Source organism: Streptomyces sp. cg35, from assembly GCF_050410835.1.
Lineage (GTDB): Bacteria > Actinomycetota > Actinomycetes > Streptomycetales > Streptomycetaceae > Streptomyces.
Window position 1 is genome coordinate 1,121,119 of sequence record NZ_CP191268.1, and the last position, 14,818, is coordinate 1,135,936.

Annotated in this window: 10 protein-coding genes; 4 read left to right on the forward strand and 6 right to left on the reverse strand. The window is 72.3% G+C overall.

From position 1 onward, the window contains the following. Window positions 1–44 precede the first annotated feature (44 nt). Window positions 45–3,386, reverse strand: coding sequence for a S8 family peptidase (locus ACQUQD_RS05440; protein WP_428950785.1), 3,342 nt, complete (start codon window positions 3,384–3,386; stop codon window positions 45–47). A gap of 121 nt (window positions 3,387–3,507) precedes the next feature. Next, window positions 3,508–5,334 carry an RICIN domain-containing protein gene (locus ACQUQD_RS05445; RefSeq protein ID WP_428950786.1) on the reverse strand — a complete coding sequence of 609 codons (1,827 nt, stop codon included), beginning with the start codon at window positions 5,332–5,334 and terminating at the stop codon, window positions 3,508–3,510. Window positions 5,335–5,625: 291 nt separating this feature from the next. Here ACQUQD_RS05445 and ACQUQD_RS05450 point away from each other — a divergent pair, with 291 nt between their 5' ends. Continuing rightward, a complete protein-coding gene (locus ACQUQD_RS05450; RefSeq protein ID WP_428950787.1) occupies window positions 5,626–6,909 on the forward strand; it encodes an ROK family protein in 1,284 nt (427 codons plus the stop codon). A gap of 21 nt (window positions 6,910–6,930) precedes the next feature. Here the strand turns inward: ACQUQD_RS05450 and ACQUQD_RS05455 are convergent, their stop codons facing one another. The 3 genes from ACQUQD_RS05455 to ACQUQD_RS05465 form a co-directional block, all read right to left on the reverse strand. After that, window positions 6,931–7,767 carry a helix-turn-helix transcriptional regulator gene (locus ACQUQD_RS05455; protein WP_428950788.1) on the reverse strand — a complete coding sequence of 279 codons (837 nt, stop codon included), beginning with the start codon at window positions 7,765–7,767 and terminating at the stop codon, window positions 6,931–6,933. Between the two features lie 203 nt (window positions 7,768–7,970). Then, a complete protein-coding gene (locus ACQUQD_RS05460) occupies window positions 7,971–8,681 on the reverse strand; it encodes an ANTAR domain-containing protein (protein ID WP_428950789.1) in 711 nt (236 codons plus the stop codon). Window positions 8,682–8,909: 228 nt separating this feature from the next. Beyond that, window positions 8,910–10,319 (reverse strand): aminopeptidase P family protein, encoded by a 1,410-nt coding sequence (locus ACQUQD_RS05465; protein WP_428950790.1) that lies wholly within the window; start codon window positions 10,317–10,319, stop codon window positions 8,910–8,912. 136 nt (window positions 10,320–10,455) lie between these two features. Between ACQUQD_RS05465 and ACQUQD_RS05470 the strand changes: the two genes are divergently transcribed. After that, window positions 10,456–11,442 (forward strand): helix-turn-helix domain-containing protein, encoded by a 987-nt coding sequence (locus ACQUQD_RS05470; RefSeq protein WP_428950791.1) that lies wholly within the window; start codon window positions 10,456–10,458, stop codon window positions 11,440–11,442. A 16-nt stretch (window positions 11,443–11,458) separates the two neighbouring features. On the opposite strand, the gene ACQUQD_RS05475 is transcribed toward ACQUQD_RS05470, so the two are convergent. Continuing rightward, complete coding sequence (locus ACQUQD_RS05475; protein ID WP_428957460.1) at window positions 11,459–12,511, reverse strand: PucR family transcriptional regulator; 1,053 nt, start codon at window positions 12,509–12,511, stop codon at window positions 11,459–11,461. 172 nt (window positions 12,512–12,683) lie between these two features. Between ACQUQD_RS05475 and ACQUQD_RS05480 the strand changes: the two genes are divergently transcribed. Beyond that, window positions 12,684–13,199 carry a hypothetical protein gene (locus ACQUQD_RS05480; RefSeq protein WP_428950792.1) on the forward strand — a complete coding sequence of 172 codons (516 nt, stop codon included), beginning with the start codon at window positions 12,684–12,686 and terminating at the stop codon, window positions 13,197–13,199. Between the two features lie 66 nt (window positions 13,200–13,265). Continuing rightward, window positions 13,266–14,672 (forward strand): flotillin family protein, encoded by a 1,407-nt coding sequence (locus ACQUQD_RS05485; RefSeq protein ID WP_428950793.1) that lies wholly within the window; start codon window positions 13,266–13,268, stop codon window positions 14,670–14,672. Window positions 14,673–14,818: the final 146 nt, after the last annotated feature.

The window sequence follows — 14,818 nt, forward strand, 5'->3', positions numbered from 1 at the left end:
CGGACACCAGGTGGTGTCCGGCCGCATCGGGTGGGTCACAGGGGTCAGCGGCCGCGGAACGCGTTGTGGACGGCCACCGTGGACGTGTTGTCCTGCTGGTCGACGACCTCGGCGCGCAGCGTGACGCCCTTGCCCTTGGCGGGGGCCTTGAGCGACGCCTTGCCGTGCTTCACCGTCAGCTTCTGCCAGGTGGCGCCGTTGTCGTACGACGCCTCGACGGTGAGGGACTTGAGGTTGTCACCGGCGGCGGCGCCCTGCACCTCGACCGGCATCGTCAGCTTCTTGCCGGCCTTGGCGGTGGATCCGAGGTCCAGTTCCGGGTGGAAGCGGACCATGGAGGCGGGGATCAGCTTGTCGCCGTCCTTGGAACGGAAGGTCCAGCTCGCGTCGACCCGGGTGCCGACCAGCGCGATGTCCTCGCTCCGGGTCGCCGTGGTGCTCAGCGTGTACGTGCCGTCCTCGGCGGGCACCGCGAACGACGCGTACTCGATGTCGTCGTCCTTGTCGACGAGCGTCTCGCCGTCGCGGGTGAGCTTGGTGTGTGCCGACTCCAGCGTGGTGGAGCCGTCGTGGCCCTGGCCGTCGTCGAACATGCGCAGGAACGCGTACAGGGTGTTCCCGCTGCGGACGATGTTGTCGCTCTCGTCCATCAGCGGACCGAACACGCCCGTGTTGAAGGTCTCCTTGTAGGTGTGTCCCGCGCGGAACGTGCTGAAGGAGATGCCGTAACGCGACTCCGTCGGCTGCCACCCATTGGGCAGCGGCGCGCCGAGCTGCTCCATGCCGAGACCCCACTGCGCCTTGTCGGACGTCGACAGGTAGACCTTCCGGCTGGCCGGCGCGGGAGCGGTGATGCCCGAGGAGTAGCCCATGAGGGAGCCCTGGACCGTGCCGATGGGGCTCAGCCAGGAGTCCTTGCCGGGCACGGGCGTGCCGAGCGACGCCTTCACCTCGGCGAAGTTGCTCTTCCTCTCGTGGCGCGTGTAGCCGGTGGCGAGGCGCTGGACCGGACCGCCGTACACGAGCGAGTACTGCTTCGTGGTGCCGACGGCGAAGTCGGCGTCCCAGAGCTGGCTCAGGGAGCCGTCGGTGATCTCGGGGCCGAGGTGGGCGGCGCGGAAGTTCTTGTACGACGTCAGCTGCCAGCCGGACTTGTAGTCCGTGTAGCCCTTCTTGACCGCGTAGTACATGTACGCCTGCCGGGCCGTCGCCTTGCCGTCGGGCACGGTGATGTCGACGGGCTCGGCGGTGCGGGCGTCGAGGGTGACCTTCTGGTCCTTGTCGACGATGAGCTTGGGCTGGGCGATCCAGTCCGTCCCCTTGGTGGAGTCGGCACGGTCGGCGAGGATCACGCCCTGCACGGTGTACTCGCCGATGGGCAGGCGCAGCGTGCCGGAGTCGCTGTTCTCGTCGACGGCGTACTCGGTGCCCGCGGCGTCGCCGGTCAGGGCCTTGACGTACGTCTGGAAGTGCGCGGCGGCCTTGCCGTCCCGGCCGATGTGGCTCAACTCGACGGCGTACGAGGCCACTTCACGCTCGACCGCGAAGGCGGTGCGCACGCTCTGGTCCGCGTCGGCCGCCACGACGGCGCCGGAGTACTGGCCGTCGGGGGCGTCGACCCTGGTGTCGGCGGTGACCGTGACGTCGGCCGTCTTGCCCGCGGGCACGGTGACCTTCGCCGGGGTGACCGTGAACATGCCCTCGGGCGCGGCCTTGCCGTCCGGGGCCGTGCCGCTCGCCGTCAGGTCGAGGGAGACGTCGGAGGTGCCCGTGTTGCGGTAGGTGAGGGTCTGCGTGAGCGGCTTGTCGTCGTCGTGCGGCCAGGCGGCCTTGCCGAAGTTCAGCGAGGTCTGCTCGGCGTACACGCCCGTCTTGACGGCGTGGTCGACCTGGATGCGGCCCGAGCCCTGCTCGAAGGCGGCGAAGCCGGTGTCCTTGGTGGAGGCGGTGAGCACGCCCTTGAGCTGGGCGGCCGTCCAGTCCGGGTGCTGCTGCTTGAGCAGGGCCGCGGAGCCGGCGACGTGCGGCGTCGCCATGGACGTACCGGAGATGGTGACGTAGCCCTCGGGGTTCTCGCCGACCTCGCCTGCGATGACGCTGCCGGGGGACGAGGCGGCGGTGATGTCGACGCCCGGCGCGGTCACGTCCGGCTTGATGGCTCCGTCGCCGAGGCGCGGGCCGCGGCTGGAGAAGTCGGCCATCTTGTCGCCGCTGTCGACGGCCCCGACGGTCAGCGCGCCGTCCGCGGAGCCGGGGGTGCCGACGGTGCTCGCGCCCGGTCCCTCGTTGCCGGCGGCGACCGCGAAGAGGACGCCGTCGCTCTCGCTGTAGCGGTTGACCGTCTCCTCGAGCGGGTCGACGTCCGGGGTGTCGGTGCCGCCGAGGCTCATGTTGACGATGTCGGCGCCCTGCGCGACGGCCCAGTCGATGCCGCTGATGATGTCGGAGTCGGCGCCGCTGCCGGTGTCGTCGAGGACCTTCGCGGCGATGATGCTCGCGCCGGGGGCCACACCCTTGTACGTGCCGCCCGACTTCGCGCCGGAGCCGGCGATGGTGGAGGCGACGTGGGTGCCGTGTCCCTGGTGGTCGACGTCGTCCGGGGACGTGGAGAAGTTCTTGGCGGCGACCACCTTGCCGGCCAGGTCGGGGTGGTCCCCGTAGACGCCGGTGTCGACGACGGCGACCTTCACGCCCTTGCCGTCGTAGCCCGCCTGCCAGGCCGCGGGGGCGCCGATCTGCGGGACGCTGACGTCGAGTTGGGCCTTGACGGGCGCGTCCAGCCAGACGTGGTCGACGCCCTGAGCTGCGGAGGTCCGCGCGACATCGTTGTCGGAGCCGTCGGTCCGCGTCAGGGACTTCCACAGCGCGGGCAGGTCGTCGGCCGACGCGGTGAGGGCCTGGGCGTTGAGAGCCTTGAGGCTGCGGTGGACGGTGGCGCCGGCGTCCTGGACATCGGCGCGGGCGGTGGCGGCGGTGCCCCGGTAGCCGACGATGACCTTGAGCCCGTTCCTGTACAGCTTGCGGGCGGCGGCGGTGTCGAGCTGCTTGACGTCGAAGAGCCGCTTGTCGAGGGTGCCGTCGGAGATCAGCCGCTGGGCGTCGAGCGGTACGACCAGGGACTGCTTGCCGTCGTCCTCGACGTGGACGGGTATGTCCGCGCGCCCGGGAGCCGGGGTGAAACCGCTGACCTTGCCGTCCGTCACCTGGACGACGTCACCGGTGATCAGCTGGACGCGGCGCTGCGTGGGCTCCTTCTTGGCCGGCGCCGCGGGGGTGGCGGACGCCGCGCCGGAGGCGGTGGCCGGGACGGAGGCGGCCGCGGTCGCCGCGACGACCGCGGTGGCGGCCAGCGCGACGAGCGTGGGTCTTCTGACGAGTCTGCGCACAGGGTTCCTTAGGTAAGGGCAGGAGCAACGGTGGTGCTGGACGCGCGCGAGGTGTCCGCGCGCGTCCGTTCGGAGGCGTGCGCGTCCGGGCGGGGACGCGCACGCGGGTACCGCGGTGGGGTCAGTGCCGGTGCGCGGATGCCACGGCGGTGAGGGTGAGGGTCTGTTCGGCGGCGGTGCGGGCGCCGCCGACGGGGCCTCCCGTGCTGTCCGTCCAGGCCCGCGTCGGCGTGGTCTCGGCGGTCCTGGCCGGGTCGTCGGACAGCCCGATGACGAGTCCGCTGTAGCGGTTGACCAGGCGGTACGTTCCGGTGGCCGTACCGTCGGTGGTCTTGCCGGGAACGACGAACCACTGCTGCCCGACGGTGGGCCCGCCGGCCGGCGCGGCCGTCACGGTGGGCTTGGCGCCCCAGGCCCGTCCGGCGTCGCCCGTGGCGTCGACGCCGAGGAGCAGGCCGGTGGAGGCGTTGGCGATGCGGTACGAGCCGTCGCCGTCACTGGTGAAGATCCACTGGCTCAGCGCCGAGGTTCCGCCGCCGGTGGCGGAGGTGGTCGCCGAACCGCCGGACACCTGGGCGAGGAAGCGCCCGTCGCGGCTCGCGATGGTGTGGGCCTTGCCCGTCGTGACGGGGGCGGCCGGTGCGGTGGTGTCGATGACGGTCTCGTAGTACTCGCCGGAGGCGCCGTTCGAGCACTGGAAGGAGCAGTAGCTGCGGAACTTCTTGCCGACGATGGTCGATCCGGTCCGGTTCACCGGGTCGAGGAACCAGCGGTACCAGGAGCCGGTCTTGTAGGCGCCGGTGTCGCCGAGCAGCCGCCACTTCTGGGTGGCGAGGTCGTCGGTGGCGTAGATCCGCTGGGGCTCGTTGCTGTCCTGGGTGATGGCCTCGGGCTGCCCGATGTACAGGCCCAGGTGGGCGTCGTAGGCGACGTTCATGGTCAGCAGGTCGGACTTGGCGGGCAGGGTCCCGGCCTTCTGCTGCTCGGCGACGCTGCCGGGGTTGTCGGGGTCGTAGTCGTGCGCGACGGCCGTGTACCCGGTGGGGTGGCCGGCGTCGACGGGCTCCATGTTGCTCTCCAGGCCACCGCGTCCGGGCTGCGACCAGGCCCCGTCGTACCACTTCCTCCACGAACCCGGCGCCATCTTCCCGGACATCGGCGCGCGGGCGACATGCGCCCGGCTGCCGTCGGTCCAGCCGCCGGGCACACCGCCCTTCGGGATCACCCGCGAGTTGTAGAAGACGTAGAAGTAGCCGGAGGCCGTGTCCACGAACAGACGCGGATCACCGTCGCCGTAGTAGTACGTCTCGTGCGGGAACGCCGCACTGTCACCCCTCTTCGTGCTGTAGGGCGAGGTGAGCACGTGGTCCTTGATGTCCCACGTCCTGCCCCGGTCCTTCGAGACGGCGTAGTCGATCGCGTCGTAGTGCAGGCCGTCGCCGTACGGGCTCGGGGTGAACTCGTTGTGCACGAGCCCGTACCAGTCACCACTGTCCGGATCGACCCACACACCCATCAGGTCGCAGTAGTTCTTCTGCGCGTAGTGCGACGTGTCCGGGGCGTACGTGGACTCCCGGCCCGTGGGACTGTTGTTGCAGCGCCACGTGGTGTCGTCGTTACGGTCGTCCGCATTCGCCGGATTCACAGCATCGCTCAACTCGCCGTCACGAGCAGCCGCGTCGAAGTCCTTGCCGCTGTAGAACGTCCACTCCCGCGGGTCGTCCGCCCCGTACAGGGCATGGGCCGACTGATAGTGGAACGAGCCGTCCTTGTCGATGAACGTCGCCGCGGGACTGTCGTCGGGGTGGGTCCACGGGCCCTTGGTTCCCACGGAGACCGTGTAGGTGGGGGCATCGGCGGACGCCGGCCGGCCGGTGAATCCGCCGAGCAGCACCACACTGGCGGCGGCCAGCGCGCAGGCGGCCTTGATACCGGGACGAGCTGGCACAACTGCTCCTCTCATACCTGAACGGGCCATGGCAGGACGGCGGTTCAGGGTGGCGAGATGTCCGGAGCCAGGCGTTTCAGGGCATACCGAGGCCGTCGGACCGTGGGGGTCTGCAGGGTGTTCACCGCGTGGCGCGATTTAGTTCGACTAGAATCCGAACTAATGCAGGGACTGTCAAGCAATTCGTTGGACCGCACAGGCGGGCGATGCCCCCGCAACCGGCATGCCCTGCAGGGCGCTTGCCATCATGGGAGCGACGACTCTCGCGTCGGTCACGGCCGACGAAGGAACATGGGTGAGAACCAAGTGACCGAACTCGGAACGGCGGCGCCGCCGAACGCCGCGCCCCCGGACGCCCCCGGCCCGCGGGACCGGGCGTCGATCCGGCGCACGAACCTCAGCGCGGTGATGGGCCTGCTGCGCGACAGCGGCCCGCGCTCCCGGGCCCAGATCGCCGCGGACACGGGCCTGCCCAAACCGACGGTCACCAGTCTCGTCGCCGAGCTCGTCACCCTCGGCCTGGTGCGCGAGGGCCCCGCGCAGCGGGAAGGGGCCGTGGGCCGCCCCGGCACCCTGGTGCACCTCGACGGTGACGCCATCTGCGGCATCGGCGTGGAGATCAGCACCAGCTACGTCCACGTCCTCGCCCTGGCGCTCGACGGCACTCAGGTCTACGCGCACCGGGTGCCGCTCGCGGTCAAGGAGGAGGGCCCGGACGCCACCCTCGACGTGACGGCCCGCCATGTCGCCGACTGCCTGACCGCGCTCGACCGCGAGGGCAGGCGTCCGGCCGGCCTCACGCTCGCCCTGCCCGGCGTCATCGACATGGCGTCGGCCACCGTCACGTACGCCCCCGGCATCGGCTGGCGCGACGTGGCCGTGGCCGACGCCCTGCGGACCCGGGTGGGACGGGCCGCCGCGGGGACGCTGCCGCCGATCGCCGTGGACAACGACGCCAAGCTGGCCGCCCTCGCCGAGTACGCGCAGATCCGCGGTTCGGGCGTCCGCGACATGCTCTGCATCACCGGAGAACGCGGCATCGGAGCCGGCATCGTCAACGACGGGCGGCTGCTGCGCGGCGCCGACGGATTCGCCGGAGAGGTCGGCCACATGCCTCTCGACCCGCACCGCAACCCCTGCGTCTGCGGCCGCCACGGCTGCTGGGAGACCATGGTCGGGCTCGACGCCATTCTGCGGCTCGCGGCGGGCGGCAGCGATCCGATCCACGACCCCGGCCTCGCGCTGGAGGACCGCCTGGCAGACCTGCGCGGCCGCGCCGAGGCGGGTGATCCGCGCACCGTGGAGGCCCTGGACCGGGTCGCGCACGACCTGGGCCTCGGCCTGGCCCTGCTGACCGATGTCCTCAATCCGCGGGTGGTCGTCCTGGGCGGCTACTTCACGCACATCGGGGACCGGTTCCTGGACCGGGTCCGCGAGACGGTGCGGGCACGGGTGATGGCGCCCCTCGCGGGCGGCTGCGAAGTGCGCCTGTCCGAACTGGGGTTCGTGGCAGCGGCGTACGGAGGGGCCCACCTCGCGCTCGACGCCGTCTACCAGCGGCCTGCTCTTTCGTAGCGCGGGGCGGGCGCCGCGCGGTCAGCCGTGGAGAGTGGCCCGGGGTGTGCGGCCGTACTCGGCGCGGTACGCGGCGGAGAAGCGCCCCGGGTGGAGAAACCCCCACTGGGCGGCGATCCGGGTGACGGTGGCGCCGCTGAGCGGGTCGGCGGCCTTGAGGGCGGCATGGACGTGCGCGAGGCGGACACGGCGCAGATACGCCGTGGGCGTGGTGTCCAGATGCCGGCGGAAGGCGTACTGCAGGGCGCGCGGCGTGACCTGGGCGGCGGCAGCGATGTCGGCGAGGCCGATGTCGGTGTGCGCGTGCTCGTCGATGTACGCCGTGGCGCGGGCCGTCGTCGAGGAGGTGGCGTCCCGCGTGTCGGACAGGGCCGGCTCGTGGCCGATGACGGTGTTGGGGAAGACCTGGAGGGCCGCCCCGGCCAGCAGCCGTGCCAGCGGGCCGATGATCAGGGGGCTCGCCTGGGCTCCGAGGTCGCAGACGCTGCGGGCGTAGGCGCGGGTGCGTTCCCAGTGGACGGCGCTGGACAGATCGGCCGGGGTGAAGCTCGTGAAACGCAGCGGGTGGCCGCGGCGCGGGTCGACGGTGGCCGCGGCCTGCGAGAGCAGCTTCACGGGCAGGGTGATGACGGACGCGTGGAGATCCGCCGTGACTCCGGAACAGGCCTGCGCCGGCACGTGGCCGAGGAAGACGTCCCCCGCCACGAAGCTGCCGTGTTGCTTTCCGGAGCTGCGCCGGGCCCGGCCGCCGCCGACGCGGATGACGACCAGGCTGCCCTGAGGCTCGTTGGTGAACTCGAAGTGGGCGGGCAGCGCCAGTTCGCTGTACTCGAAGGCATCGGCGTCGAAGTGCCGCATGAGGTACTCCCCGCCTCGGGGCATGGCCCCCGCGCGGAACTCCCGCCCATAGGCAGCCTGCAGCAGGCTCTCCGCTTCCTCCGCTGAGTGCGTACGCGTTTCGGTCAGCCGCACAGGCCCGTCGCTCACAACCCCGACCCCGATTCAGGCGATCCGTTCACGCTACCCGAGGAGCCGGGAGCCGCGCACGGGATCGCCCGGGCTCACGGCGCGGGCAACTCGGCGCGGCCCTCGGTGATCTCGCGGGCGATGTCCGCGATCTTGCGCTGATGGGAGCGGGCGTAGGTGCGCAGGCGGGCGAAGGCCTCGTCGACGGGGACGTCGTGCCGGGCGGACAGCATGCCCTTGGCCTGCTCGATGACGACCCGGCTGGTCAGCGCGTGCTGCAACTGGGCCACCACGACGCGGCTCTGCTGCACTTCCCGCAGCAGGAACAGCGCGTCCGCGGTCAGCTGTGTGAGCGTGCGCACCAGCGTGAGCGCCCGCTCGTCCAGGACATGTCCCGGGCCGCCGAGCAGGAGGAGCGCGCCGACCGGGCCACCGGGACCGGACAGGGGCAGCGCGGTGATCCGGCCGACCCCCAGGGCCCTGGCGCGGGGCACCCAGCGGGGCCACCGCACGTGGGCCGGGCGCCCCGTCACGTCCAGGTCGGTGAGCGAACAACCCGCGGTGTGGGCCTCGTGCCCCGGGCCTTCGTTCCACCCCGCCGCGTCGGCCGTCAGCGCGCGCAGTCCCCCACTGGTCCCCTCCGTCTCCACGGCCGCACCACCCGGCGGCGCGTAGTGCACTCCCGCACCGTGCGCGCCGGCCAGACGTCGGGCGCCCTCCACGAACGTGCCCAGGACTCTCTTCGCGTCGAGCGGCTCACAACTGGCTTCGACCGTCAACCGTGCTGCCAGGGAAGCGAGTTCCACGTCCGACAACATCACGACTACCCTTCTGGCATATCCGCGGGCACACCGCTCCCATCATGACGAGCGACACCCCGATCCGCAGCCCCCATAACGAATCGGCAGCCACTTCCTTCGGGTGACTGTCCATAAAACGAAGAGGCCCCGGATTTCCCACCGGCTTCGGCTCCGCGGAGTAGTCCCGTCAACTCCCCTGCCCCCCAGGGACGTTGATGCCGGGCAGTCGTGCCGTCAGCCCGCGAACCGGGCCATCCACGCCTCGACCTCGTCCGCCGAGCGCGGCAGGCCCGCCGACAGGTTCTCGTGGCCGTCCTCGGTGACGAGCAGGTCGTCCTCGATCCGGACGCCGATGCCGCGCCATTCCTCGGGCACGGTGAGGTCGTCCGGCTGGAAGTACAGGCCGGGCTCGACGGTGAGGACCATGCCCGGTTCCAGGACGCCGCCGACGTAGTCCTCGGTGCGGGCCTGCGCGCAGTCGTGGACGTCCAGGCCCAGCATGTGTCCGGTGCCGGCCATGGTGAATCGCCGCTGGAGACCGAGTTCGTAGGCGCGGTCGGCCGGGCCCTCGATGAAGCCCCACTCGACCAGCCGGGCCGCGAGGTGGCGCTGGGCCGCCTCGTGGAAGTCGCGGTACGCGGCGCCGGGCTTGACGGCGGCCATCCCGGCTTCCTGGGCCTCGTACACCGCGTCGTAGACCGTGCGCTGCAAGGGCGTGAAGGTTCCGCTGATCGGCAGCGTGCGCGTCACGTCGGCGGTGTAGAGGGTGTGCGTCTCCACGCCCGCGTCGAGCAGGAGCAGCTCCCCCGGCCGCACCGGGCCGTCGTTCCGGGTCCAGTGCATGATCGTGGCGTGCTCGCCCGCGGCGCAGATCGTGCCGTAGCCGACGGCGTTGCCCTCCAGCCGTGCGCGCCGGAAGAAGGTGCCCTCGATCCAGCGTTCGGTGGAGGCGACCGCGCGGGAGAGTTCGCCGATCACGTCGGTGAATCCGCGCACCGTGGAGTCGACGGCCTTGCGCAGTTCGGCGGTCTCCCAGGCGTCCTTGACGAGGCGGAGGTCGCTGAGCGCCTCCTCCAGTTCGGCGTCGCGCTCCTCGTCGGTGGTGACCGCGGCCTCCAGGGCGGGGTCGACGCCGCGCACGATCCGGGTCGGCGCACCGGAGGCGGCGAGGTCCGCGGCGGCCGTACGGACGTCCCGGCAGGGCAGGCCGAGCACGAGCTCCGCCTCGGCCAGGGAAAGGCGTCGGCCCATCCACAGCTCCGCCGTGGGGCCGGTCCAGAACTCGTCGTCGTCCCTGCCGTCCCGGGGCAGCTGGTAGCAGTAGGCGTCGTGGCCGCCGTCCGCGCGGGGTTCGAGGACGAGGGCGCCGTCCCGGGCCTGGTCGCCGGTCATGTGCACGTACGCCGAGTGCGGCCGGAAGGGGTAGGTGTCGTCGTTCGACCGGACCTTGAGGTTGCCCGAGGGGACCACGAGGCGTTCGCCGGGGAAGCGGGCGGAGAGCGCGGCGCGGCGGGCGGCCGCGTACGGGGCCTGCTCCGCGGGCTGCAGATCGTGCCGCTCGGTGTCCGCCCAGCCGGTGCGCATCAGCGCGGACAGTTCCTCGGAGATCCCTGCGTAGAGACCGTTCTTTCGGCCTTTCGCCACGGCGCACACCTTCCTCTGGCTGTGTTGGTGCAGACGGCTCCCGGACCGTATCCGGGCAGACGCCCGCCGGGGGCCGGATCGTGCCACTGGCACGGATCGGACAGCTCTCGCGCCGGGCGCGGCCGATAATGCGCGTATGACGAACGCGAAACTCGGCGAGGCGCTGCGGCTTCTGGGGCTCGGCCCCGCGGCGAGCCGGGTCTATCTGGCGCTGCTCGAGCTGGCCCCCGCGCCGCTGGGCTCGATCGCGGCCGCGGCCGGTGATCTCGGCGAGGCGGAGCTGGCCGCGGCGTACGGCACGCTGGTCGACGCCGGGCTGGCCAGCGCCGCCGAGGAGGGCGCCGACGTGGTGGCTCCGGTTCCGCCCACCGCCGGTCTGGAGATCCTCGCCCGGCACCGGGCGGCGGAGGTCGAGGAGTCGCGTATCGCGGTCACCGGGGCGTTCGAGTCGTTCCGGCGGCAGCGGCTCGCCGCGTACAACGACGACCTCGTCGAGGTCGTCACCGGCGAGGCCGTAGGCCCGCGGATACGGCAGGCCTGGGCGAGCGCCCGCGACCAGATCCGGCAGTTCGAGTCGCCGCCGTACTTCCCGCTGCCCGGCGCCACGGACGACGCCCTGGCCACGCTCGCCCGCGGTGTCACGCAGCGGGTCGTGTACTCGCGGGCGTCGCTGGAGCACCCGGGCCACGTCAAGGACGTCATCGAACCGTGCGTCAAGGCCGGTGAGCAGGCCAGGGTGCTGCCGTCGGTTCCGGTCAAGCTCGTGATCATCGACGACGCGTACGCGCTGGTGTCGCTGTCGATCAAGGAGGCCGACGTGCACAACACGATGCTGGTGGTGCAGCCGTGCGGCCTGCTGTCGGCGCTCATGGCCCTGTTCGAGCAGTCCTGGCAGAGCGCGTTGCCGTTCCACGGCCGGACCACGCGGCCCGGTGGGCTGCCGGCCGCCGACCGGCGCCTGCTGTGGCTCCTGGCAGGCGGTGCGGACGACGACGTGATCGCCCGCGAACTGGGGATCAGCCGCCGCACGCTCTATCGCCGCCTGCAGATCCTGATGGCCAGGCTGGGCGCCGCGAACCGCTTCCAGATGGCCCTTCAGGCACAGCGCAGCGGCTGGCTGTGACGGCCCCGGGGGCCGTTCACGGCTGCCCGTCGGGCCAGCCCAGGAGACGGGCGCCGATCACCGCGGTCTGCAGGGAGTAGCGCTGGGCGGGGTCGGTGGGGTCGGCGCCGGTGAGCTGGTGGATGCGGGCCAGGCGGTAGGTCAGGGCGCGCACGCTCAGCGACAGGCGGCGGGCGGCCTCGGCGGCGACGCAGCCCGAGTCGAAGTAGGCGGCGAGGGTGTCGAGGAGCGGGCGGGCGCCGCCGCGGGCGCCCCGCAGCGGGCTCAGCGTGTGGTGGACCAGGTCGGCGATGGCGTCCCGGTCCCGGGTCAGGACGGGGTAGACGAGGAGGTCGGCGGCGCGCAGCACCGGGGCGTTGAGGTCCAGCCGGGCGGCGAGGTCGAGGGTGCCCAGTGCCTCCTCGTAGGAGTGGACGACGCCACCGGGGCCCGGCTGCGGGCGGCCGATGGCGACCTGGCCCGCGGTGGCGGCGTACGCGTGCTTGGCGAAGAAGGCGAGGACCTCGTCCTGGTCGCCGGGGGCCACGCAGATCAGCCGTCCCTCCTTGGTGGTGAGCAGGACACTGCGGTCGCCGAAGCGGGCGATGAGGGCGCTCTCCACCTCGCGGGGCACCGGGTCGCCGTCCTCGTACGCGTTCGCTCCCTGGGCGACGGCGACGGCGTGCGCGGAGGACAGCCGCAGGCCGAAGCGTTCGGCGCGCCGGGCGAGGCGGCCCAGGTCGCTGCGGCCGTAGAGGAGGTCGTCGACGAATTCGCGGCGTGCGGCCTCTTCCCGTCGTACGGCGAGGCGTTGGGCCCGCTCGTACCCCTCCGCGAAGGCGTCGACGGCCTCTTCGGCGGCGGCGAGGACGCTGTCGGCGTCGGCCGTGCGCGGCCAGTGGGCGCGGGTGGCCGACAGGTGGGCGGCGACCAGGGCGCGCAGTCCGTGACCGGCCTCGGCGGCGCGCAGGCCGAGTGCGCGTCGTTCGTCGAGTTCGTCGCGGGTGAGGCGGCGGCCGGTCGCCGCGGCGGTGGCGATGAGCGCGGCATAGCCGTCCAGGTACGTGTCGGGTATCTCCTGGTCCACCATCGAACTCCCCCTGCTCGCTTCGGCCGTGATCCGTGCGCGGCCCGGCCGGGCGGGCCCGCCCGGCATCAGGAAAGCGTAAAAGACTGCCGGGTTCCGGCAATGAACCGGGGTGCCGGTGCGTGAAAGGCTCCTTGTGCGGCCAGTTGGGGGCGCTCAGGGGAAGGGGCCGGCCATGACGCTGTTTCTCGGTCTCGGCATCGCGGGGATCGTCCTTCTCGCGCTCTCGCTCGTCCTGGACGGGGTCCTGGAGGGACTCCTCGACGGGGTGGGCGCGCTGGACGGGGTGTTCGACGGGGTGCTGTCGCTGCCCGTCATCGCGGGGTTCGTGTCCATGCTCGGTTTCGGCGGCGCGCTCGTGCTCGGCACGACGGGCCTCGGGGCGGGGGCGGCCACGGCCGTCGGTACCGGTGCGGGGGCCGGTGCCGGCTGGCTGACGTGGCGGCTGAGCCGGGCGCTGATGCGGGACGACTCCTCCCGGGCGCCGCGCGGCGCCGACCTGGTGGGCAGCACGGGCCGGGTGGTCACCGCGATCCCCGCCGACGGATACGGCGAGGTACTGCTCCACCAGGCGGGCCAGCCCGTGAAGTTGGCGGCGCGGAGCCAGGTCGCCGTGGCCCGGGGCGGCGAGGTGTGGGTCGAGGAGACCCTGTCACCGACCTCCGTGGCCGTGCGCCCCGTCGAACGCTGAACCGCCCGCGCCGCACGCGAACGCATCCGTACCACCCGGCCGGACCGGCCCGAGGGAGAGTCCACCATGAGTCCAGTCGTCATCGCCGTGATCGGAGTCGTCGTACTCCTCGTCCTGCTGGCGCTCGTCGTCGTCACCCGGTACAAGGTCGCCGGGCCCAGCCAGGCGTTCATCGTCACCGGGCGCCGCGGCAAGAAGTCCACCGATCCGGAGACCGGCCGGATCTTCACCGACAACAGCGGGCAGAAGGTCGTGGTCGGCGGCGGCGTGTTCGTCGTGCCGTTCGTGCAGCAGAAGTTCACGCTCGACCTGTCGTCGCGGCACATCCCGGTGGCCGTGCGCGGCGCCGTCACGCTGCGCGGGGTGAAGGCGCACCTGGAAGGCGTCGCCATCGTGAAGGTGGGCGGTACCGAGGACTCGATCCGCGCGGCGGCGCAGCGGTTCCTCGTGCAGCAGGAGGGCATCGTCGGGTTCACGCAGGAAGTGCTGTCCGGTGCGCTGCGCTCCATCGTGGGCCGGATGTCGGTGGAGGACATCATCCGGGACCGGGCCGCGTTCGCCGGGCAGGTCGCCGAGGAGGCGGAGGCCTCCCTGTCCGGGCAGGGCCTGGTCCTCGACGCGTTCCAGATCCAGGACATCACCACCGAGGGCTCGTACCTGGAGGACCTCGGCCGGCCGGAGGCGGCCCGTGCCCGGCAGGAGGCCGACATCGCGGAGGCCGTGGCGCGTCGCGCCGCCGAGCAGGCCCGGCTGAAGGCCGAGGAGGAGATCGCGATCGCGCAGCGCACGTTCGCGCTGAAGCAGGCCGAGATCAAGGCGGAGACCGACGAGGCCGCGGCCCGCGCCGACGCGGCGGGCCCGCTCGCGGAGGCGGCCAGGCGCCAGGAGGTGCTGTCGGAGCAGGAGAAGGTGGCGGAGCGTCAGGCCGCCCTGACCGACCGGGAGTTGGACACGAAGGTCCGTAAGCCCGCGGACGCCGCCCGTTATCAGGCCGAGCAGGAGGCGGAGGCCCGCCGGGTCGGCCTCGTCAAGCAGGCGGAGGCGGACGCGGAGCGGGCCCGGCTGACCGGTGAGGGCGAGAAGGCGCACCGCGCCGCGCTCGCCGAGGCGGTCCGTCTGGAGGGCTCGGCGCAGGCCGCGGCGATCGCCGCGAAGGGCGCCGCGGAGGCCGAGGCGATGCAGAAGAAGGCCGACGCGTTCGAGCGGTACGGGGACGCGGCGATGCTGCAGATGATGGTGGAGGCGCTGCCGCAGGTCGTCGCGAAGGCGGCCGAGCCGCTGGGCGCCGTCGACAAGATGACGGTGATCTCGACGGACGGCGCGAGCAAGCTGTCCCGCACGGTCACGGACAATGTCACGCAAGGCCTCGAACTCCTCAGCTCCACCACGGGAGTCGACCTCGCGGAGCTGCTCAAGAAGGCGACCGCGGCTCCGGTGCCGGCGCAGAACGGCCGGATCGAGGTCACGGACTGAGGACCGGCGCGACTACAGCGGCCGACGTACTCCCCCGGGCCCGGATCCCAGGGTTTTCACCGTGGCCCCAGGGCGCCGCGCCGGTCCATCGTGGAGGGCACGGAAGCGCACGGGAGCTTCCGGCACGGGGGAACAACGGGGGACGG

What these genes read in the sequence shown, in the direction of transcription:
- ACQUQD_RS05485 (WP_428950793.1), top strand. Translation starts at nt 13,266, where the DNA reads ATGAGTCCAGTCGTCATCGCCGTGATCGGAGTCGTCGTACTCCTCGTC.
- ACQUQD_RS05470 (WP_428950791.1), top strand. Translation starts at nt 10,456, where the DNA reads ATGACGAACGCGAAACTCGGCGAGGCGCTGCGGCTTCTGGGGCTCGGC.
- ACQUQD_RS05450 (WP_428950787.1), top strand. Translation starts at nt 5,626, where the DNA reads ATGGGTGAGAACCAAGTGACCGAACTCGGAACGGCGGCGCCGCCGAAC.
- ACQUQD_RS05480 (WP_428950792.1), top strand. Translation starts at nt 12,684, where the DNA reads ATGACGCTGTTTCTCGGTCTCGGCATCGCGGGGATCGTCCTTCTCGCG.
- ACQUQD_RS05475 (WP_428957460.1), bottom strand. Translation starts at nt 12,511, where the DNA reads ATGGTGGACCAGGAGATACCCGACACGTACCTGGACGGCTATGCCGCG.
- ACQUQD_RS05455 (WP_428950788.1), bottom strand. Translation starts at nt 7,767, where the DNA reads ATGCGGCACTTCGACGCCGATGCCTTCGAGTACAGCGAACTGGCGCTG.